The 21,103-nt window shown below is 64.1% G+C and carries 15 protein-coding genes; 8 read left to right on the top strand and 7 right to left on the bottom strand.

Going from position 1 to position 21,103, the window contains the following annotated elements; all coding sequences use genetic code 11:
• From C6W88_RS17395 to C6W88_RS17385, 3 genes are all read left to right on the top strand, one after another.
• A complete protein-coding gene (locus C6W88_RS17395; protein WP_231498690.1) occupies nt 1–1,074 on the top strand; it encodes an ABC transporter permease in 1,074 nt (357 codons plus the stop codon).
• The gene (locus C6W88_RS17390; protein ID WP_108133384.1) at nt 1,064–2,653 is read left to right on the top strand and encodes an ABC transporter ATP-binding protein; all 1,590 of its coding nucleotides are present in this window, start codon (nt 1,064–1,066) and stop codon (nt 2,651–2,653) included. Before C6W88_RS17395 ends, C6W88_RS17390 begins: the two co-directional genes overlap by 11 nt.
• Before the next feature lie 205 nt (nt 2,654–2,858).
• On the top strand, nt 2,859–5,153 hold the full coding sequence (locus tag C6W88_RS17385) for a sensor domain-containing diguanylate cyclase (RefSeq protein ID WP_181248660.1): 2,295 nt from the start codon (nt 2,859–2,861) through the stop codon (nt 5,151–5,153).
• Between the two features lie 207 nt (nt 5,154–5,360).
• On the opposite strand, the gene C6W88_RS17380 is transcribed toward C6W88_RS17385, so the two are convergent.
• Together C6W88_RS17380 and C6W88_RS17375 are read right to left on the bottom strand one after the other, a co-directional pair.
• On the bottom strand, nt 5,361–6,056 hold the full coding sequence (locus C6W88_RS17380) for a pseudouridine synthase (RefSeq protein WP_045993727.1): 696 nt from the start codon (nt 6,054–6,056) through the stop codon (nt 5,361–5,363).
• Complete coding sequence (locus C6W88_RS17375) at nt 6,056–6,871, bottom strand: amidohydrolase (RefSeq protein WP_108133382.1); 816 nt, start codon at nt 6,869–6,871, stop codon at nt 6,056–6,058. The genes C6W88_RS17380 and C6W88_RS17375 overlap by 1 nt, the downstream gene beginning before the upstream one ends.
• Before the next feature lie 197 nt (nt 6,872–7,068).
• Here C6W88_RS17375 and rarD point away from each other — a divergent pair, with 197 nt between their 5' ends.
• On the top strand, nt 7,069–7,968 hold the full coding sequence (gene rarD / locus C6W88_RS17370; RefSeq protein WP_045993729.1) for an EamA family transporter RarD: 900 nt from the start codon (nt 7,069–7,071) through the stop codon (nt 7,966–7,968).
• On the opposite strand, the gene C6W88_RS17365 is transcribed toward rarD, so the two are convergent.
• Nucleotides 7,944–10,373, bottom strand: a complete 2,430-nt coding sequence (locus tag C6W88_RS17365) for an EAL domain-containing protein (RefSeq protein ID WP_181248661.1) — start codon at nt 10,371–10,373, stop codon at nt 7,944–7,946. The two genes, rarD and C6W88_RS17365, sit on opposite strands and share 25 nt — an antisense overlap.
• Nucleotides 10,374–10,658: 285 nt before the next feature.
• On the opposite strand from C6W88_RS17365, the gene C6W88_RS17360 reads away from it, so the two are divergent.
• The 4 genes from C6W88_RS17360 to C6W88_RS17345 all read left to right on the top strand — a co-directional run bounded on the left by C6W88_RS17360 (nt 10,659) and on the right by C6W88_RS17345 (nt 15,099).
• Nucleotides 10,659–11,816 (top strand): NAD(P)/FAD-dependent oxidoreductase, encoded by a 1,158-nt coding sequence (locus C6W88_RS17360; protein ID WP_108133380.1) that lies wholly within the window; start codon nt 10,659–10,661, stop codon nt 11,814–11,816.
• A gap of 100 nt (nt 11,817–11,916) precedes the next feature.
• Nucleotides 11,917–13,629, top strand: coding sequence for a SulP family inorganic anion transporter (locus C6W88_RS17355; protein ID WP_108133379.1), 1,713 nt, complete (start codon nt 11,917–11,919; stop codon nt 13,627–13,629).
• A 283-nt stretch (nt 13,630–13,912) separates the two neighbouring features.
• On the top strand, nt 13,913–14,599 hold the full coding sequence (gene csiR / locus C6W88_RS17350) for a DNA-binding transcriptional regulator CsiR (protein WP_045993733.1): 687 nt from the start codon (nt 13,913–13,915) through the stop codon (nt 14,597–14,599).
• A 287-nt stretch (nt 14,600–14,886) separates the two neighbouring features.
• Nucleotides 14,887–15,099, top strand: coding sequence for a YlcI/YnfO family protein (locus C6W88_RS17345; RefSeq protein WP_045993734.1), 213 nt, complete (start codon nt 14,887–14,889; stop codon nt 15,097–15,099).
• Between the two features lie 83 nt (nt 15,100–15,182).
• On the opposite strand, the gene C6W88_RS17340 is transcribed toward C6W88_RS17345, so the two are convergent.
• The 4 genes from C6W88_RS17340 to C6W88_RS17325 form a co-directional block, all read right to left on the bottom strand.
• Nucleotides 15,183–17,087 carry a protein kinase domain-containing protein gene (locus tag C6W88_RS17340; RefSeq protein ID WP_108133378.1) on the bottom strand — a complete coding sequence of 635 codons (1,905 nt, stop codon included), beginning with the start codon at nt 17,085–17,087 and terminating at the stop codon, nt 15,183–15,185.
• A gap of 64 nt (nt 17,088–17,151) precedes the next feature.
• Nucleotides 17,152–18,843, bottom strand: coding sequence for a dihydrolipoyllysine-residue acetyltransferase (locus C6W88_RS17335; protein ID WP_108133377.1), 1,692 nt, complete (start codon nt 18,841–18,843; stop codon nt 17,152–17,154).
• 21 nt (nt 18,844–18,864) lie between these two features.
• Nucleotides 18,865–19,842 (bottom strand): alpha-ketoacid dehydrogenase subunit beta, encoded by a 978-nt coding sequence (locus tag C6W88_RS17330; RefSeq protein ID WP_045993737.1) that lies wholly within the window; start codon nt 19,840–19,842, stop codon nt 18,865–18,867.
• Between the two features lies 1 nt (nt 19,843).
• On the bottom strand, nt 19,844–21,052 hold the full coding sequence (locus C6W88_RS17325) for a thiamine pyrophosphate-dependent dehydrogenase E1 component subunit alpha (protein ID WP_045993738.1): 1,209 nt from the start codon (nt 21,050–21,052) through the stop codon (nt 19,844–19,846).
• Nucleotides 21,053–21,103: the final 51 nt, after the last annotated feature.

Here is a 21,103-nt window from a genome sequence, read left to right as displayed (position 1 = left end):
GTGCCTAGCCTTTCTCCCATCACCCGCCGTCGCCTCGCCGTCTTTCGCCACCAGCGCCGTGCCTGGTGGTCACTGTGGGCCTTCGGCCTACTGTTCGTGCTCAGCCTCGGGGCCGAACTCATCGCCAATGACAAGCCGCTGCTGGTGCAGTATCAGCAGCAATGGTACTTCCCGATGCTGGTCGACTATCCGGATACCGTCTTCGACGGCTTTCTGCCGACCGCGGCCGACTATCACGATGACTTCACCCGCAACGCCATCGAGTCGGATGGCTGGATGCTGTGGGCGCCGATTCCGTTCTCCTACGACACCCTGGACGAGTATCTCGACCACCCTGCGCCGTCACCCCCGGATGGCCGCCATTGGCTGGGTACCGATGACCAGGGACGTGACGTGCTGGCGCGGGTGATCTACGGCTTTCGCCTGTCGGTGATCTTTGCTCTGGTGCTGACCGCCGGGTCGCTGGTGCTGGGGGTGCTGGCCGGCGGGGTGCAGGGCTATTTCGGCGGCAAGGTCGACCTGATCGGCCAGCGCCTGACCGAGATATGGTCGGGTTTGCCGGTGCTGTTCCTGCTGATCATCCTGGCCAGCCTGGTGGAACCCAATCTGTGGTGGCTGCTCGGGATCATGCTGCTGTTTTCCTGGCTCGGACTAGTGGATATCGTGCGTGCCGAGTTTCTGCGTGCGCGCAATCTGGAGTACGTACGGGCGGCCAAGGCCATGGGGCTGCCGTCGCATCTGATCATGTGGCGCCATGTGCTGCCCAACGCCATGGTGGCGACCCTGACCTTCATACCCTTCCTCTTCACCGGCGCCATCACCACCCTCACGGCGCTGGATTTTCTCGGCTTCGGGCTGCCGCCAGGTTCGCCTTCCCTGGGCGAGCTGGTGGCCCAGGGCAAGAACAACCTCCAGGCGCCATGGCTTGGGATTACCGCCTTCATGACCCTGGCGGTCATGCTGTCGCTGCTGGTATTTATCGGCGAGGGGATTCGCGACGCCTTCGATCCGCGCCACGTCCAAAGCGCCAGCGGCAACACGACACCGCAAGGAAGCCCCGCGCATGAACAATGACACCCTGCTGTCGCTGGATCGGCTGTCGATCGGCTTCGGCGACACCACCGTGGTCAAGGAACTGTCGCTGGACGTCAGGCGCGGAGAGACCCTGGCGCTGGTGGGTGAGTCGGGGTCCGGCAAGTCGGTCACCGCGCTTGGCGCGCTCAACCTGCTGCCGCCCAACGCCACAATCAAAGGCGGTAGATGGCTCGGCGACACCGACCTGTCGCGGCTGACGCCGCGCAAATGGCAGGGGCTGCTCGGCAACCGCGTCGGTTTCGTGTTTCAGGAGCCGATGACCTCGCTCAATCCGCTGCACACCATCGGACGACAGCTGGCGGAGACCCTGCGCCTGCACCAGGGCCTGCGAGGCCGCGGGGCTCGCCACCGCTGCCGCGAACTGCTGGAACAGGTAAGACTGCCGCGAGCCGAGGAACTGCTCGATGCCTGGCCCCACCAGCTTTCCGGCGGGCAGCGTCAGCGGGTAATGATCGCCATGGCCATCGCCAACCAGCCTGAGCTGCTGGTGGCCGATGAACCCACCACCGCCCTGGACGTGACCGTACAGCAGGAGGTACTCGCCCTGCTGGCCGAGCTGCGTGATCACCACGGCATGGGCATGCTGTTCATCACCCACGACCTGAATCTGGTGCGTCGACACGCCGATCGCGTGTGTGTCATGCGTCATGGCGAGCACCAGGAAACCGGGACCGTCGAGCGGGTCTTCCAATCCCCCCAGAGCGCCCACGCGCGGGAGTTGCTGGACGCCGAGCCGGAAGGTGTCCCGACCCCCTGTGGCGATGCCCCGACCCTGATCGAGGCCCGCCAGCTAAGCGTCACCTTCGAACGGCGCCGACGCCTGTTCCAGCGTCGCCAGCCTGGCTTCGAAGCGCTGGCCCCGCTGGACTTGCACATCGCCGCCGGCGAGACCCTGGGCGTGGTCGGCGAATCGGGTTCCGGCAAGACCACCCTGGCCTCCGCTCTGCTGCGCCTGAACCAGGCCAAGGGGGTCATCGACTTCGCCGGCGCCAGGCTGGATCAGCTATCGGGCAAGGCACTGCGCCAGCAGCGCAGAAATCTGCAGATCGTGTTCCAGGATCCCTACGGCTCTCTCTCTCCGCGAATGCCGGTGGCGGATATCATCAGCGAGGGACTTCGCTATCATCAGCCTGAGCTTTCCGAGCAGGAAGTCAGCGCTCGGGTCCGTGCGACCTTGCGTGAGGTGGAGCTCCCCGAACACGTCGCCCAACGCTATCCCCACGAGTTCTCCGGCGGTCAGCGCCAACGCATCGCGGTGGCCCGAGCGATCATCCTCGAGCCGCGCCTGATCGTACTCGATGAACCGACCTCGGCACTGGACAGGACAGTGCAGAAACAACTGATCGCCCTGCTCAGGGACCTCCAGGCACGGCGCGGACTGAGCTATCTGTTCATCAGCCACGACCTGGCGGTGGTGCGCGCCATGGCCCACAGGGTGATGGTGCTGAAGGAAGGCCGCCTGATCGAACAGGGGCCCTGCATGGACGTACTTTCCCGGCCGGCCGATCCCTACACCAGGGCTCTGGTCAAGGCAGCGGGGCTTGTGCCCCAGGGTTGAAGCAAGGCTGACAGGAGGTGTCCCGACAGGGGGCGGTAGAAGGCATGGCATCCGAGCGCGGTTGCAGCCAAATGCGCTCCATGGCGGTTCATGCCGGGACTGGGGCCGTCCAGGCCTCAAACGTTTATTCTTTCGACTATGCCGTCGAATGTTGTTATTGCCACCTCGTTCTATACTGGCCGGGTTACCGTCCATAGGTCTCGCCATGTTCCGCTGCATCACGCTTCTTGTACTCGCCCTGCTCTGGCTGCCCGGCAGTCAGGTACTGGCTGGCGAGCTCGCGTTGAATGATGACTGGCAATATCGTTGGGGGGACTCGCCCCGCACTCCTGACGGAGAATTTGAGTGGCTCACCGCCGCTGAAGGGGAATGGAAGTCCCTGGAGGGCATCGGCAATCCCCCTGGTCGTGACGGTCGCGACAGCCTCTGGCTGCGTCGGGAGTTGCCCGCCGGTGACTGGCTTCAGCCGGCGCTGTTCGTCTCAAGCCTCAACCTGGTCGCCGAAGCCTACGTCGATGGGCAACACGTCTATCGCCACGGTCAGCTCGAAGGACCGGACGCCGGGGCCTTCGCCGGCTGGACCTGGCACGCCATCGAGCTGCCCTCGCCCACCCAGGGCAAGACCCTGTACCTGCGCCTGAAGTCGTCCTACAAGGACATCGGGCTTTGGGGCAAGGTCGTGATCATGGAACAGTCACGGATACTGCCCTCGATTCTCGAGGCCACCAAGGGCGAACTGGTGATCGCGCTTGCCTGCCTGATCGTCGCAGCCCTGGCGCTCGTATTGATCCTGACCCAGCCCGAACGCTGGCGGCTGGGTAGCCTCGGGCTCTTCTCGCTGGCGGTCGGACTCATGGTGCTGGCCGAGAGCGACGCCAGCCAACTGATCGTGTTCGCGCCCCTGGCATGGGACTATGTGGCCGCCATCGCCTATTTTTCGTTGCCGGTGGCCATGGCGCTGATCCTCGAGCACTGGTTTCCGCAGATCCCGCGACAGGGCATGCGACGTCTGTGGCTAGGCTTGCTGGCCTACGCCATCATCGCCCCGGCGCTGGCGATGCTGGACGTGGTATCGCTTCCTCCGACCTTTCCCTTGTTCGACCTGATACTGCTCGGGGCGCTGGCCTATATGGCACGCTGGCTGTTTCGCTATCGACGAGAGTTCGACAGCGACCAACGCCTGATCGTCGCGAGCTACGCCATCTTTGCTGCCATCGCCATCACCGACATGCTGGTGGCCCACGGCCTGGTGGGCTGGATCAGTGTACCGGTGCATCTTGGTGCCCTGGCCTTCATCGTCGCCATGATCGTCATCTCCACGCGCCACTATGCTCGCTCCCAACGCCAGTTGCAGCGACTTAACGATCACCTGGAGCAAGAGGTGGCCGAGCGTACCCGGCAACTGGAAAGCCTCGCAGAACAGGAGAGACAACGTGCCCTGGTGCTGGCCACCGAACACCACAAGACCCAGCGACTGGCCAGTCTGATCGACACGCTGCAGGCATGCACCAGCCTCGAGGAAGCGCTATGCCTGACCCAGCGGGCCATGCCGGAGATACTGGAACCGATGCAGGGCGCCTTCTACCGGCCTCAGGATCAGCCGGACAACATGACGCTGGAACTGTTCTGGCCCACCACCTATCGCCCCCCGGCTTGGCTGGACACCACCGCGATTCCGCCGCTTCGAACGCGCACGGAAGAAAGCCTGCCCGCCCTGGACGACCTGCTCACGATCTCCACCAGGAGGCCGCCCTCGGACCCTTCGGCACCTTCCACTGCCGACAACCTGCCTCACTGGATCTTTCCGTTGGACTTGACCGGCCCGGATCGCCAGCACCGCCGACTGGGCGTGATCTGCGTCGTGCCCGACGGGCCACTGGTCAAGCGCCCGCAGTACTGGGATCGCACCCGCAGCTTCATCGAACTCGGCGTCAGCCGCCTGGCCCTGGTATTGTCGAGCATCGCCCTGCAGGAAGAACTATCGGCGCTATCCTATCGCGATGATCTGACCGGACTGCACAATCGTCGCTACTTCGATGAGCTTTTTGCCCACGAGACGGCTATTTCGTTGCGCAAGAAGAGCCCCTTGGCGGTGGTCATCCTGGACATCGACCACTTCAAGAAATTCAATGATCGCTATGGTCATGCGGCGGGTGACACGGTGCTTGAAGGGGTTGGCAGAATGCTGGCCAACAGCTTTCGTGACATCGACGTGGTCTGTCGCTTTGGTGGAGAGGAGTTCGTCGTGCTGCTGCCCGGCGCCGAGGCCGACGACGCTCACCATCGCATGCAGCGCATGTGCCACGCCCTGGCCAGCGCGAGCTTCCGCCACGAGGGCCAGAGCCTGGGTACGGTATCGGTATCCTGCGGCATCGCCAGCTTCCCGGCCACCAGCGACGATCCGAGCTGCCTGCTGGCGATGGCAGACAGCGCCCTGTACCGGGCCAAGCACGCAGGGCGGGCGCGCATCGCACTCGCCACGCCTCACGAGAACGACTAGCCGGCCGGGCAAGCCGCCTGGAGGGGCCTGAAGCGCTCTCGCTACAGCGCCCGGCCCCGCGCTATCCAATCAGCACCCGGCCCCGCGCAGTCAATCCAGCGCCCGCTGCTGCGATCCAAACCAGCGCTGTCACACCAGCGCCCGCTGCTGCAATCCAAACCAGCGCTGTCACACCAGCGCCCGCTGCTGCAATCCAAACCAGCGCTGTTAAAACAGCTCGCGTTCCTCGGCTGTCAATTCGCGCCATTGGCCGGGTTCGAGTGACGCATCCAGTGTCAAGGGTCCGATCGTGTGGCGATGCAGCGTTTCGACATGGTTGCCGATGGCGGCGAACATGCGACGGACCTGATGATAACGCCCTTCGACGATGGCGAGTTCGACCTCCCTCGGCCCGTGACAGGTCAGGGTAGCGGGACGCGTCGGGGTCTCCTCGCCCTCCAGCATGATGCCCTCGGCAAAACGTGCGACGGCCTCGTCAGGGTCGTCCAGGTCCCGTGCCAGCAGGGCCTGGTATATCTTGGCGCTGCGATGGCGAGGCGAGGTGATGCGGTGGGACCACTGGCCATCGTCGCTCAACAACAGCAAGCCAGTGGTGTCGACGTCCAGCCGCCCTACCGGCTGCAGACGCTCGGCCTTGGGCAGATCGATCAGGTCAACCGCCCGCGGGTAGAGTCCCCGTCTGGCCGTGCACTCCACCCCGACGGGCTTGTGCAGCATGATGTAACGAAGTCCAACCAGCTCAAGAAGTCGTCCCTCCCAGCGCACCTCGTCATCACTCGCCACATGTCGCGCAGCCTTCTTTTCAAGCTCGCCGTTGACCGTTACCTCCCCGCGCACCAGGGCCCGCTTGGCCAGGCTACGCGTCAGGTCGGTGGTCTCGCTGAGAAAGCGGTCCAGACGCATCAGTTGGCCTCGTCATCGGCGAGTTGAAAGGCATCGGCATCCTGCCATGCCGGGAACTTCTCCCGGAATGCCGCCAATTCGTCGCGGTCGAGCACACCGGTCTTGACAAAGGGCTCATCACGCGCCTCGTCGATCAGCGCCTCACCCTTGGCATCGATCAACATGGAGTCACCCGAGTAGGCGAGGCCCTTGGCGTCCTCACCGACGCGGTTGACACCGATCACAGGGGCCAGGTTCTCGATGGCACGCGCCTGCAGCAGTGTGCGCCAGGGGTGGCGCCTCGGCGCCGGCCAGTTGGCAACACATAGAAGGGCGTCATATTCGAAGTGGGTCGATGGGTTCTGGCGTTGACGCAGCCATACCGGAAATCGCAGGTCGTAGCAGACGCTCAGCAGGATGCGGAAGCCATTGAGCTCGACGATCACGCGCTCACGACCCATGTCGTAGCGTTCATGCTCGCCTGCCATGCGGAAGAGATGGCGCTTGTCGTACCAGCTGATGTCGCCGTCCGGTCGCGCCCAGACCAGGCGGTTGAAGTACTCGCCCTGCTCCTCGATGGCAACGCTGCCGGTGACCACGCAGCCTCGTTGGCGAGCCTGATCCACAAGCCATGCCACCACGCTGCTGTCCGCCATGGGCTGGGCCATCTCGCGTGAGTTCATGGTGAACCCGGTGGCGAACATTTCCGGCAGCACGATCAGGTCGGTATCGTTGGCGCCCAGGTCCGCCAGGCTGTCCTCCAGCATCCGGCAGTTGGACTCGGGATCTTCCCAGTGAAGGTTGCACTGGACAAGCGTCGTACGCAGCTGTGTCATGGTAGTCTCATCAATTGACGTCGTCCCCCTAGCCTAAACGACACAGCGCCTTGTCGCAGCAGGTGGCAACGGTCGAATGCCCCAGGCCCCGGCAAACCCCACCGTCATCCGGCCTGACGCGACGCGGCGATCAGCTCAACCTTCGCTACCAACATCGATACCAACGTCGACACCAACTCTGAACGGGAATTCGCGGCATGAAAGGACTCTCCACTCCCTCGGCCCAGGGCGTCGCCTTTGCGCTGCTGGCTTACGGCACCTGGGGTGGATTCCCCCTTTTCTTCGCATTGTTCGACGGCGTAGGTGCACTCGAGATACTCGCCCATCGTGTCATCTGGTCGTGCCTGTTTCTGGCACTGGTCATCAGTCTGCTCAAGCGCTGGTCGGTCATCGCCAATATTCGCCAGGCACCTCGACAACTGCTGCCGGCGCTCGCCTGCGCTCTGCTCATCGGCGCCAACTGGGGCCTTTATATCTACTCGGTAGAGACTCATCGGGTGCTGCAGGCGAGCCTGGGATATTTCATGACACCGCTGGTCAACGTGGCACTGGGCGTGGTGGTGCTCAAGGAACGCGTCGCGCCGACGCAGCGCCTGGCGATTGGCCTTGCCCTCGGTGCCATCGTGCTGCAGCTGTTCCAGTTGGGCACCTTGCCCTGGCTGAGCCTGTGCCTGGCGGTGTCCTTCGGCACTTACGGACTGCTGCGCAAGCAGCTTGCGCTGGACGGGCTGTCGGGCCTGTTCATCGAAACGCTGCTGCTCCTTCCACTGGCGCTGCTGCTGATACAACAGCTGCCGGTCAGCCACTTCGATGGGGCGCTATTCTTCACCGCCCCCTACAGCGCCGCGCTGCTGATGGCCTCCGGGGTGCTGACCGCCCTGCCGCTGCTGGCCTTTGCCGGCGCTGCGCGCCGGCTGACCCTCGGTACTCTGGGATTTCTGATGTACATCAATCCGACGCTGCAGTTTCTGATTGCGTTGTGGGTGTTCAACGAGCCCCTGGCGGTCGAGCAGCTTACTACCTTCGTGCTAATCTGGATCGCGCTGGCGCTCTACTCCTGGTCGAGCCTGCGTCAGCAGCGCCGAGTGCCCACCTGACGCAGTACCGTCGTCGGCATCGGGCCCGCTGGCTTCTCGCCATAGACCGCGACCAGATCCTCCAGCTCCATCGGTGGCGCGAAGAAGTAGCCCTGCCCTTCCTGGACCCCCAGGGTGATCAGCCAACTTGCGTCCTCGACGGTCTCGACGCCTTCCGCCACCACCGTCAGTTCCATGCGATGGCAGAGTCCCACCAGCGCCGCATACGCCTGACGCGCCTGATCGAAACGCCGCGCGGCGTGAAGTAATGAATAATCCAGCTTGATCGCCGCCAGGGGCAGGCGCTGAAGCAGGTTGAAGGCCGTGTAGCCGCTACCGAAGTCGTCCAGGGCGACGCCAATACCGCGTTCGTGGAGCCGCCTCATCTGTCGCTGAACCCGCTCGACGTCATCGACATGCTCGTGCTCCACCAGTTCGAGTGCCAGGCAGCGCGGAGGCAGCCGACGTCGCGCCAGTTCAGTCACCATGAAATCGGGGAAGTCATCGGCCACGAGCGTCGAAAGGTGGACATTGACCGAGACGGTACCGAGCCAGTCCGCGCCTCGCAGTTCCAACAACCAATCCAGGGTGCGGCCGATCACCCAACGGTCGAAACGCTCCGCCAGGCCGAGCATCAGAATGACCGGAAGAAACTCCGGCGGCGGAATATTGCCCGCGTCGGGATGACACCAGCGGATCAACACCTCGGCACCGACCAGGGTTCTGCTCGAGGGCGCCATCTTGGGTTGGGCCACCAGACGCCATTGATTGCCGGGATTCTCGATCAGCAGACTGACCTGCCGGCACAGCCAACGCAGCTGAGTCTCGTGATAGGGACCCGCCGCGGTCACCCTGAGCACCGGACGTACCCAACCTTCGCTTTCCAGCCGCTGCACCCCCTCTTCCAGCGAAGCCAGACAGTTGCTCAGGTCCGTGGAGTGTCCGGGCACCACCACCACACTGGCATGCCAGCGCAGGACCCGTGCGCTGTCGCGTTGCTGAAACTGCCCCACCAGGGCCAGGTAGCTATCGAGCTGGGATTCCACGTCGGGTCCGTGGGCCTGGGCAGGGACCATGCCAATCAGCTGCTCTTCGCCCCCCAGATACAGCCGCCAGCCCTTGGGGAGGTGCGCCTTGAAGACATCGATACTGATCCGTAGAAGACCCTCCAGACTGCCGCTGCCAAAGCGCCTGCGATAGCTCCTGAGTTCGGGTGAGACCAGCACAAACAGCCACTCCACCTCCTCGCATCGACTGCCTCGATAGTCGCTTACCAACGCCAGCCTGGTAGGCAGACCAAAGCGCTGATCGACCATCAACTTGCGACGAAGACGTCGTGACCTGTTGCGCGCCACCAGCAAGGCCCCCACGCCCAGCAGCGAGCCAACCGCCACCACCGACACCCCGTACAACGCCTGACGATACTCCCGCGCGACCTGCTCCAGCCGCCCGCGAACGCCGATCCACTGGAACGGGAGGTTGTCATGGCCCTCGAACAGACGGTACCAGCGGGCATCGATCAGGTGACGCTGGGCCATCACCGAGGAACTGGCCGGTACCAGGTCAAAGGCTGGCGTCAGCGCCAGTTCCACGGCGGCGTGGGCAAGGAAGTCGACATCGAGAATCGCCCCGCCGGCACAGCCTATCGCCATCTGGAATTCGAAATGGCAGAACACCGGATAGCCTTGGGCGGCCAGCGCTTCCAGTCGATGGGCAGTGCTTCCTGCCCCTTCGGACCAACCGGAGTCCTGCCCCCCTTGCATGTACAGTCGAGTTCCCGGGGGACTTCGCGACAATCGCTCGATCACCTCCTCCGGGGTCCAGCCAGTGACCACATCGACCAGGGTCACATCGGCGACACTGCCGATCACCTCCACCATGTCATCGACGACATTGAAGGCGTGTTCGGAGTCTTCGGCCAGCAGCATCAAAGGCACCGGTGAGCCAAAGGTTTCCACCAGCATATTGAGCGACTGCGCCATGACCGGGTAGGACTTGAGCAGTTTCACTCCAAGCGCCTGGGCCTGCTCCCTGAAGCGGTCATCATTGAGTCCCAGTGCCACCACCTTGCGCGGCCAGGGGAGCTCGTCACGATACTCCAGATAGAAGGCCATGGCGGGGTCATCGGCAATGATCAGACTGCCGCTTTCATTCAAGGTGCTGGCGGTCAATCGCTGGAGCAGGGCCTCATGGGCCAGCGGCCGCGCCAGGCGCAGCGCATCGACATACTCCACCAGCAGTTGTCGGTCTGCGCTGGCTTCGTGACGAAAACGCGCCTCGACACTGCTGACCACATCGTCATTCCACCGGTACCCCTGGTGGTAAGAGGTCAACAGTGTCAGTGAAGCACCCTGCGACTCGTCCAGTTCATCACCCGATAGCATCGCAGAAGCGACCATGGCCAGCAGGCCAAGGGTGGTCGGCACAAGTCTCCTGAGTCTCACCAGTAGCAGTGACCTCAACCACGGGAGAGGACACGGCCCGAGCAGGATGTGCATGAGTAAGGCTCCCACGGGAGCGTCTGCTGGCGACGTTCGATCAAGTGCTGTCTCGCCCCGTAGATGAAGCCTAGAAGTCGCCGATGCTCCCCTCGCGCTCCCTTTGGAGGTAGCGATGGACTGAAGATAGGGTTAGGTCCAGCGCGCACCGACTTTGACCTCGCGCATGTCAGCCGGGATGATCGCTACTCGCTTTCAGGATGACGGCCGCCCATGTCCTCGACCACCGCGCGATCCCGCCCTACCGCTATCGGCAGCAAGCCACGGCTGCTGCTGATCGGGGCAGGCCACGCCCATCTGCATCTGCTGCACCAGAGCTCCTTGCTGTCGCGCTTCGATGTCACCCTGGTCGATCCCGGCGCCTTCTGGTACTCGGGCCTGGCCAGCGGCGTGCTGGCCGGCGACCATTCACCTGCGACCGACAGGATCGATCCTGCGACGCTCTGTCTTGGGCGAGGGGTTGCACTGGTCAGGGCGCGTCTTTGTGGGCTGAACACCGACGTGCGCCAGGCGCTGCTGTCCAACGGGACCTCTCTGGCGTTTGATCGACTGGGGCTGAATCTGGGCTCTGCTCCTGTGTTGCGGTCGAGCGATGATGAAGCCAGCGGCGATAGCGCAGCCTCGCTACCAGGCGACAAGCAGACACACTGGCAGATCAAGCCCATCCCCCATCTGGTGCGGCTGCGGCGCAGCCTCGAGCGTCGGTTTCAGCGCCGACAGTCGGTGAGCGTCGAGATTCTCGGTGCCGGCGCCAGCGGGGTCGAGATCGCCTGCGCCATCGAAGCACTCGGCCGCCACCACCAGCTCGCCGCTGGTGCTCTGACCATTCGCCTGCGACATCGCGGCTCGGGCCCCTTGCCAGAAGCGCCCGCGCGAGCCCGACGCTACCTGTTGGCAGCCCTGGAGCGTCGCGGAATCCTTGTCGTCGACAGCCACCATGACCGACATCTGCCGGCGTCCGACATCGTCGACGCCACTGGGCTGGGTCCTCCGCGAGGACTCGAGAAGTTCGGCCTGCCGACGATCGATGGTCGCGGCATAGCCATCGACCCGTCGCTGAAGGTCCAGGGGACCGACGGCGTCTTTGCCAGCGGGGACTGTGCTGCACTGATCGACCATCCCTTGCCACGGCTGGGCGTCCACGGGGTTCGTCAGGGTCCCGTACTGGCCCGGAACCTGATCGCATCGCTGGACCCGCAGACGTCACTGACCTCTTACCGCCCGCCTGCGCGGGCCTTGTCCATCGTCAATCTCGGCCACGGCGAAGCCCTGGCGCTCTACGGGAACGCCTGGTGGGGCGGACGCCTGGCCAGCCGCCTGAAACGTCATCTGGACCTGAGTTTCATGCAGCGTACCAGGAGCCTGCGCTGACAAGACTCTACTCGCTCAGCGCTTTCGGCTAGGCTAGAGGTTTCTCGGCAAGCGCCTGCGCCAGGCCCCCCAATACCCTGACTAGGACGTCGGTATTTCCATGATCAAGCGTTACCTCCCGATTCTTGCCTGGTTGCCACACTATACGCCGCGCCTGCTGGGGGGCGATCTGCTGGCGGGTATCATCGTCACCGTCATGGTGATCCCCCAATCGCTGGCCTACGCCATTCTGGCGGGTCTGCCTGCCGTGGTCGGACTCTATGCCAGTCTGCTACCGGCGGTGGTCTACGCCATGCTGGGCACCAGCCGGTCGCTGGCGGTGGGCCCGGTGGCGATCATCGCTCTGATGACTGGCGCCGCTCTGTCCAAGGTGGCCACTCCCGGTAGCGCCGCGTACGTCGAGGCGGCGCTGGTGCTGGCACTGCTGTCGGGACTGATGCTGACCGCCATGGGCATGCTGCGCCTGGGCTTTTTCGCCAACTTTCTCAGCCACCCGGTCATCGGTGGCTTTCTCTCAGCCTCGGGGCTGCTGATCGCCATCAGTCAGCTATCTCACCTGCTGGGCATCGAGGCCGGTGGCTATACCGCCCTGGCACTGATCTACAGCCAGCTATCCCACCTCGACCAGACCAACCTGATGACCCTGGCGATGGGCGCCTCGACCCTGCTTTTCCTGTGGGCGACCCGCCGCTATGGTCAACACGCTCTGACGGCACTGGGCCTGCCCAGAGGGCCTGCCAGCATGCTGGTACGCGCAGGTCCCGTGGCGGCGGTGGTCGTCACCACGCTGATCAGCTGGCGATGGGATCTTGCCTCCAGGGGGGTTGCGACCGTGGGGCAGATCCCCGCCGGCCTGCCAGCCTTCGGTCTGCCGGCATTCGAGCTGGGCCTGTGGCACGCGCTGCTGGTGCCGGCGCTGTTGATCAGTGTGGTGGGCTTTGTCGAGTCCATCTCGATGGCCCAGATGCTGGCAGCAAAGCGCCGCGAGCGCGTCTCCCCCAATCAGGAGTTGATCGGACTCGGCGGCGCCAACCTGGCCGCTGCTGTCACCGCCGGCATGCCGGTCACCGGTGGACTGTCACGCACCGTGATCAATCAGCAGTCTGGTGCACGCACCCCCATGGCCGGTCTGTTTGCCGCCATCGGTATCGGCGTGGTGACACTGGCGCTCACTCCCCTGCTGGAACATCTTCCGATCGCCACCCTCGCCGCCACCATCACCGTGGCCATACTGACGCTGGTGGATATCCCGCTGATTCGCCAGACCTGGCGCTACTCCCGCAGCGACTTCTCGGCCCTGGCGGTGACCATGCTGCTGACGCTGGTGGAGGGCGTCGAAGCCGGCATCATCGCCGGGGTAGGTCTCTCGATTGCGCTTTTCCTGTACCGTACCAGTCGCCCCCACAGCGCCATCGTCGGTCGCATCCCTGGCAGCGAGCACTTCCGCTCGATCACCCGGCATCAGGTCGAGACCGTCAGCCATCTCGCCCTGTTCCGGGTCGACGAAAGCCTCTATTTTGCCAACGCCCGCTACCTCGAGGACACCCTCTATACCCTGGTGGCCCAGCGCCCCGAGCTGAGCGACGTGGTACTTATCTGCTCTGCGGTGAATCTGATCGACGCCTCGGCGCTGGAAAGCCTGGACGCGATCAACGCCCGTCTGAAGGACTCTCGCGTCACCCTTCACCTGGCCGAGGTCAAGGGGCCGGTGATGGACCGGCTGAAGCATTCCGACTTTCTCGATGAATTGACCGGCCGCGTGTTCCTGAGTACCTATGCCGCCTGGACGGAGCTTCGACGTACCCGGGACTGAGGTTCACCAGACTCGCCTCGCCGGACGATACCCGGTATCTGCCCGGTAGCTGCCCGGTATCTGCCCGGTATCTGCCCGGTAGCTGCCCGACAACCACCAGGCGAGGCTGGAGCCGCGTCGCTCTTGCGGGTCAAAGGGCCCGCCTCGAGCCATCGGTGCCGTAGATAGGAAAGCCGCACCTGCTGCCATCGACACAACTGGGTGCCGACCGATGCCTTAGGAGAATATCGACATTGTCGGCATTGCGGTAAGATGGCCCGGTGATACATGGACGGGCCACGAGATGGAAGACTCACCCAAGCAGAACCTCGCCATCAGCGCTTACCGCTGGCTCAAGCAGGACATCATTCGTGGCGTCTTCGCCCCGGGCGAAAAGCTGTTGATGGCAAGGCTGAAAGAACGCTACGACCTTGGCGTGGGGCCGCTGCGCGAAGCCCTGTCCCAGCTGGTTGCCGATCGCCTGGTGGTTGCCATCAGTCAACGTGGTTATCGGGTGGCCCCCATGTCGCTGGCGGAGCTCGAGGATCTGTACGATGCCCGCGCCCAGCTCGAGGGGCTGATGCTGGAGTTGGCCATCCAACGCGGTGACGATCGCTGGGAAGCCGATATCATCGCTACCGCGCACACCCTGGCCAAGGTCGAAAGCGTCAGCTCCTCCGAGGAGCTGCTCGATATCTGGGACAGTCGCCACAAGGCCTACCACAGTGCCATCGTGGCCGGTTGCAACTCGCCTCACCTGATGCAGGTGCGCGAGACCCTGTTCGACCAGGTCGAGCGCTACCGCCACCTGTGGCTTCGCGAGACGGTGTTTTCCAGCGAGGCCCTGGCGGTCAAGCGTGACGAACATGCGGCACTGACCGAGGCGGTATTGAGTCGGGACGCCGGCAAGGCCCGGCGCATGATGCGTGACCATCTGATGACGCCGGTACCGATCATCACCGAAGTGATGGCCCGGCGCGGCCTGGATTGAGTCACCATGACGGCGCGTACGCTTGAGCAAGGCAGTGGGCCTGCGCTCACCTGCGCTCAAAGAAGGGCCACACTCCCGCCTCGGCGCGCAGTGAGCTACTCCCCAAGGGAGAGCGACAGCGCCAGACGGATAGCTGCACACTTGGAAGAGCACCGTGCCTGGTCCTGAACCTCGATGGGCGCGGGCACCGTCTGGACAGGGCCCGGGATTGTCACCGGACTGTCACCCGTAACACCTAGACTTTTCATAAATCTGATAGCCGTACGCGTTGCCACCGGAGGAATACCATGCCCCATCTACTCAGATTCTCGCGGGACCTGGAGGCACGCCTGGATTTCCTGGCCGAAAAGACCGGCCTGTCGAAGGCTGCACTGATCGAACGTCTGGTCAGCGAAGGCGCCGAGGTCCTCGAAGCCGAGCTGGCCCACGAGGGCGCCGGCAGCCAGCGTGCGGAGCGCTCCATCGATCAACTGCTGCGCGAAAGCGGGCTCGGCGCCTGACGACTCGTCGCCTCCTCCCTCCATCATCGAAAGGTGAACAGCGCGCGGGGAGGCTCAACAGCGAGAGCGCGTCGAACGTCTGGCTAGCGCTGCGCCTGGTGCAGACCTTCTCGCAGCGCTTCTGACTCCCCCCCGGCCGGCTGCTCGGACATCGCTCTTGCCAGCGCCGCTCTGGGGTCGCGAGGATAGTAGCGTTCCGGCTGACGCGCCACGTGGGGAAAGAACCGCGTGTCCTTGTAGGGCATCTTCATGAAGCCGGAGATACCCAGTCCCTCGATCAGCTTCACCGCATCGACGATGTCCTCGAGACAGTCATGGAATTCCTGCTCCCTTGAAGGGTCGAGCAGCCGATAGTGGTGGTGAATCTTGAGATGCGACGGCAGCACCTCGAAGATGATCATGCCGGTGTGGTGGATATCATTGAGCGCCTGCAGCGAGGTGATGATCGCCTCCGGCAGGACCAGCAACTCCTCAGGGTCGGGTCCGTCCTCGAAATAGCTGTGCAGACGAGAACGATCCTCCAGTTCCGGTACCGCGCTGACCTCATAGGACAGTTTCAGCGACGGATCGACCACGAAGGGGTGATCCGGACTGGTCCGTTCCAGGTGCAGGGTATCGCGGGCATTGAACAGGCAGCTCTTGAAGATACCCCGCCGATGGATCGCCCGCGCCAGGGTCACCATGTTGTTGACCGCCGCCACGAAGGCTCGCTTGAGCCCTGCGTCGTGCAGATTCAATGACGAGTCGATATAGACGCCATCGGCCTCCCAGCGCACCGCCAATCCTCCGACCACCGGGTACTTGCCCAGCCGGCTGACGGCGGCCAGAAAGGCCTTTTCGGTCTCCCCCATGCCCTGCATGAAGTTGCGATAGTAGCGGTCCAGCTGAACATCGTTGACGTCATTGAGCGTCTCCTCCACGCCCTCTTCCCTCAGAAATGCCTTGCGCGAGCTGTACACCACGGTATCGATCTCGCGACTCAGCGCACGGCTCCACACCGGCACCTGCGCCACTTCCTGGGGCCGCGGCAGATCGAGCATCACCAACCGTCCCAGGCGCGGCATTTCGGTAATGAAGTGGTCGCCGGCCCTCAACCGCACCGCGGGGTCGGGATCGAGCATCCCGTCCAGGGTCCTGGCAAACTCCATCGGCAGACCCAGCGAGGTGGCGGGAATGGCGCGATGTCCAAAACGGCAGGACTGCGCCGAGGCCAGCGCGTAGAGGGTCCCGGCGACACCCTGCTCGTCGAAGCGCGGTGATGACAGCGCGCCCCCAAGCTGGTCCTCGCCGATGAAATAGACGTCCCCGAGCCTGGCGTTGGTCTGCTGCAGATTGTCGGACATCAGCTCCATCACGTTGGCGGTGACGAACTGCAGCCGTGCGTCGAGCTGTGCAAATACCGACGACCCCCAGTCGATCAGCGCCACCGTTTCGTCGCGGGCGTCAAAGACCAGATTCGACGGTTTGATGTCGCCATGGACCACCGGCTTTCTCGGGGCGCCGGCGGGGGTGGTTTCACGCCTGAGCTCACGCAGGATATCGGCCAGTTGGGTGGCGATACGCACCACCAGCCGCGGTGACAGCCGACCCTGACGCAGCGATACCTCTTCCAGATTGAGCCCCGGGGCCCGCTCCATCACCAGAATCGCCTGGTGGCGCACCCGCTGATAGGCGACCAGCGCCGGCACACGGGGATGCACCACCTGCTCGAGCATGAAGGCCTCTTCCTCGAGGCGATCCTGCAGGTGCTGCGGCAACGTGACCCGGCTGAACTTGAAGACGTGATGGCGCTGGTCGGGACTGACCCCGGCAAATACGAAACCGTAGGCGCCCTTGCCGACCAGTTCGATGCGCCGATAGCCCAGCTGCTCTAGCTGGGTACGACACAGCGCTACCCACTCCTTGAGCTTGCGCGCGTCGTCCTGGCTGAGCAGGTAGATCGACTGATCTTCCGGGATGTAGAACTGCTGCAACGGGGCCTGGGGCATGGCGGTATCCTCCACCGATACACGATGCCACGGCGGCGCCTCGGGCGCACGCCGTCACAACCGTTCAGGACAGGTGAAGCAGCATGCTTTCAGGGTCCTCGAGGTAGCCTTTCCAGGCATTGCAGAAACGCGCGATGGTGCCGCCATCCAGCAAGCGATGATCACCGGCCCAGGTCACCGTCATGATGCCCCGCCGCACGACCTGCCCTGCCTCATCGAAGCGTGGCAACCACTGGGTCTTGCCGATGGCCACGATCGCCGACTCGGGGATATTGATGATGGGGGCGGCATAGGTCCCGCCGAGGGCACCGATGTTGGAGATACTGATCGTACCTCCCTTGAGGTCGCTGGCAGCCACCCGCCCCTCGCGCGCGGCCTCGGTCAGACGCTGCACCTCGGCGGCGATCTCAAGCAGGCTCAGGCGCTCACAGCCCTTGATATTGGGCACCATCAGGCCGGCCTTGCCGTCCACCGCCATGCCCACGTTGCAGTGGGGCGGATAGTGGATTTCGGTGGCCTCGTCATTGAGACGCGCATTGACCAGGGGATGTTCATCGATCGCCAACGCCAGCGCCTTGATGAAAAACGGCATCAGGGTGAGCTTGACGTCCCTGGCTGCGGCCTGGGGCTTGAGCCGGCCGCGCAAGGCCAGCAGGTCGGTGACGTCGATCTCTTCACCGTACTGGAAGTGCGGCACGCTGCTGGCCGCCGCCACCATCTGGCGCGCCATGGCCGCCCGGACCCCGCGCAGCGGTTCCACTCGCACCTCTCCCTCGTCGCGGGCTGTTCCATCGGTGCCGGCGAGAGAGCCCGTCCCTGCTGACTCGGCCCCGGAATCGGACCCGGAATCGGCCGCGGAGACGGCACCGCTGTGTCGAGCGCCATCGAGAAAGCTCAGCACGTCTTCCTTCAACACGCGGCCCTGGCGACCGCTGCCGGGAATGTCCTCGAGTCGCAGCTGGTGTTCTCGGATCAGTCGGCGTACCGCCGGGCTCGCCGGGATGCGCCCGTAGGGGCCCTTGCCCCCCTCGGACGCAGCCTTGTGCACGGGAGAGTCACTCTTTGGGGTCGGGGTCGGGGTAGGGGGCGACGCCTCCTCGACCGCCAGCGTTTCACCAGCGGCGGCGGCACCCGCCACCTGATAGGCAAACAGCGGCGCATGGACCTTGGCCATCTCGCCCTTGGCCACATACAGCTCGGCGACGACCCCATCTTCCGGCGCAGTGATCTCGACCATGGCCTTGTCGGTCATGACATCGACCAGCCGCTGGTCTTCGCTGATCTCGTCACCCTGGGCCACGTGCCATTCGACGATCTCGCACTCGACGATGCCCTCACCGATATCGGGCAGAATAAAGTCCACCCGTCGCCCCGCACCGCCCTTTTCGCTGGAGCTCGACGGCGGTTCTACTGGCTCTGCCTGCTTATGGACAGGCGCCTCTGCGGCGCTCTCCGCCAGCTCCGGCGTATTGTCTTCGCTATCTGCCTGGGCCTCTTCGCCCTGCCCATCGCCGCCCTGATGCTCGCCACGATAGGCAAACAAGGGCGCATGGACTCGCGCCATTTCACCCTTCGCCACGTGCAGCCTGGTAACGACGCCGGCCTCCGGGGCGGTGATCTCCACCAGCGCCTTGTCCGTCATCACCTCGACCACAGGCTGGTCTTCGGCGATGGTATCACCCTCGGCAATCTTCCATTCCATCACCTCACACTCGACGATGCCCTCGCCGATGTCAGGCAGCTTGAACTCTGTCATGTCTTGGCTCCCGGCGCCGTCTCAGTAGTGGAGTGAGGTCTTGATGGCCTCGTAGATCTTCAGATGGTCGGGCAGATACTCCTTCTCCAGCGTCAGCGGAAAAGGTGTATCGATGCCGGTCACCCGTTGGATCGGCGACTCCAGGTAAAGAAAGCAGCGCTCCTGAATGGCAGCGGCGATTTCTCCGGCGAAGCCCCCTGTGCGGGGCGCCTCGTGGGTGATGACCAGGCGGCCTGTCTTCAGCACCGACTCGGCGACGGTATCCTCGTCCCAGGGCAGGATGCTGCGCAGATCGATCACTTCGCAGGACACCCCGTCCTTTTCTGCCATCTCCACCGCCCGATCGATCACCTCCATCTGGGCCCCCCAGCCCAGCAGCGTGATATCGGCCCCTTCCTTGGTCACCTCGGCTTCTCCCAGCGGCAGCTGGTAATCCTCTTCCGGGACCTCGCCGGTGGAGGCGCGATAGAGGCGCTTCGGCTCGAAGAACAGCACCGGATCTGGGTCACGAATGGCGGCCAGCAACAGGCCCTTGGCCTCGTAGGGATTGCGCGGCACCACGATCTTGAGACCCGGGGTGTGGGCGAAATAGGCCTCGGGCGACTGGGAGTGATAGAGGCCACCGGAGATACCACCGCCGTAGGGCGCGCGGATGGTCAACCCGCCGACGTTGAACAGATCGCCGGAGCGGTAGCGAAACTTGGCGGTCTCGTTGACGATCTGGTCGAAGGCCGGAAAGATGTAGTCGGCGAACTGGATCTCCGCCACCGGCACCGATCCCTGGGCCGCCAGCCCATTGGCGAAGCCGATGATGCCCTGCTCCACCAATGGCGTGTTGAAGCAGCGCGCCTTGCCGTACTTTTCCTGAAGGTGACTGGTCGCACGGAAGACGCCACCGAAGCCCCCGACGTCCTCACCGAAGCACAGCACCTTGTCGTCTTCGGCCATGGCGATGTCCAGCGCCTGGTTGATGGCCTGCAGCATATTGATGGTCGGCATCTCAGTCCCCTCCCTGGTCGGCATCGCGATGGCTCAACGCCGGGTCCAGCGACCTGGCCCCACGCGGATAGGCCTCCGGGTAGCGACGAACATGCTGCTTGAGAGCATCGAGCTGATGCTGCAGCGCAGGCGTCACGTCGGCATAGACGTCGGTGACCATGGTATCGATCGCCGGAGGTGGGCGCTTTTCGGCCCGTTTCATGGTTTCCAGCACCTCGCGACGCAGTTCGTCCTGCAACGCCTTTTCCTCGTCTTCGCTCCACCAGCCCTGGGCCTCGAGCCACAGCTGCATGCGCCGGATCGGGTCCTTGGCCCGCCAGGCGTCCTCTTCCTTGCGCGAACGATAGCCCGATGGGTCATCGGAAGAGCTGTGGGCCGCCAGACGGTAGGTCATGGCCTCGATCAGTACGGGCTTGTTCTCCTCCACCGCCAGACGTCGTGCCTTTTCGGTGGCCCGGTAGACCGCCAGCACGTCGTTGCCGTCGACGCGGATCACGTGCATGCGATATCCCAGCGCCCTGGGCGCCACGCCATCTGCGGCGAACTGCTCCACCGACGGCGTGGAAATGGCGTAGCCATTGTTGCGACAGAAGAAGATCACCGGCGCTTCGTGTACCGCCGCCATATTGAGCGCCGCGTGGAAATCGCCCTCGGAGGCAGCGCCCTCACCAAAATAGACGATGGTGCAGAGGCCCTCTCCCGCCAGCTTCTGGCCATAGGCATAGCCCGTGGCCTGGGGAATCTGAGTCGCCAGCGGTGATGAAATGGTCATGTAGTGCAGCTTGCGCGACCCATAGTGGATCGGCATCTGCCGGCCCTTGCCGTAGTCCAGTTCATTGCCGAACAACTGGTTCATGAACTCGTCGAAGCTGAAGCCGCGATAGGCCAAGGCGCCCTGCTCTCGGTACTGAGCCATGATCATGTCGGCGTCGTCCAGGGCGGCGGCGCTGCCGATGACCGCCGCTTCCTCGCCGGTGCACTGCATGTAGAAGCTCAGGCGTCCCTGACGCTGCGCCGCCATCATGCGCTCGTCCAGCACCCGGGTGGCCACCATGGCGTGGTAGATTCTCAGCGCCTTGTCGCGCTCGAGATCCGGCCCTTCGGCGCCGTCATGGAGGGTGCCATCCTGGGATAGCACCGCATATGTGGGAATGCTGTATTCGTCGCCGGACAGAAAGTCCGGGCGGTGGGTCTGTGCGGTCGTCGTCATCGTGCTGTTCCTTTGCCCCTTTTGAGGGCAGTGTTGTCTTTATTCCCGCCC

The organism is Halomonas litopenaei, from assembly GCF_003045775.1.
Taxonomy (GTDB): domain Bacteria; phylum Pseudomonadota; class Gammaproteobacteria; order Pseudomonadales; family Halomonadaceae; genus Halomonas; species Halomonas litopenaei.
The sequence above is the reverse complement of the archived record's forward strand: the minus strand, read 5'-3'. Positions and strand labels throughout refer to the sequence as shown.

Coding starts and splice junctions, on each gene's coding strand:
- C6W88_RS17335 (WP_108133377.1), bottom strand. CDS start 18,843: ATGACAGAGTTCAAGCTGCCTGACATCGGCGAGGGCATCGTCGAGTGT.
- C6W88_RS17375 (WP_108133382.1), bottom strand. CDS start 6,871: ATGACACAGCTGCGTACGACGCTTGTCCAGTGCAACCTTCACTGGGAA.
- C6W88_RS17385 (WP_181248660.1), top strand. CDS start 2,859: ATGTTCCGCTGCATCACGCTTCTTGTACTCGCCCTGCTCTGGCTGCCC.
- C6W88_RS17345 (WP_045993734.1), top strand. CDS start 14,887: ATGCCCCATCTACTCAGATTCTCGCGGGACCTGGAGGCACGCCTGGAT.
- C6W88_RS17340 (WP_108133378.1), bottom strand. CDS start 17,087: ATGCCCCAGGCCCCGTTGCAGCAGTTCTACATCCCGGAAGATCAGTCG.
- rarD (WP_045993729.1), top strand. CDS start 7,069: ATGAAAGGACTCTCCACTCCCTCGGCCCAGGGCGTCGCCTTTGCGCTG.
- C6W88_RS17355 (WP_108133379.1), top strand. CDS start 11,917: ATGATCAAGCGTTACCTCCCGATTCTTGCCTGGTTGCCACACTATACG.
- C6W88_RS17360 (WP_108133380.1), top strand. CDS start 10,659: ATGTCCTCGACCACCGCGCGATCCCGCCCTACCGCTATCGGCAGCAAG.
- csiR (WP_045993733.1), top strand. CDS start 13,913: ATGGAAGACTCACCCAAGCAGAACCTCGCCATCAGCGCTTACCGCTGG.
- C6W88_RS17330 (WP_045993737.1), bottom strand. CDS start 19,842: ATGCCGACCATCAATATGCTGCAGGCCATCAACCAGGCGCTGGACATC.
- C6W88_RS17390 (WP_108133384.1), top strand. CDS start 1,064: ATGAACAATGACACCCTGCTGTCGCTGGATCGGCTGTCGATCGGCTTC.
- C6W88_RS17325 (WP_045993738.1), bottom strand. CDS start 21,052: ATGACGACGACCGCACAGACCCACCGCCCGGACTTTCTGTCCGGCGAC.
- C6W88_RS17380 (WP_045993727.1), bottom strand. CDS start 6,056: ATGCGTCTGGACCGCTTTCTCAGCGAGACCACCGACCTGACGCGTAGC.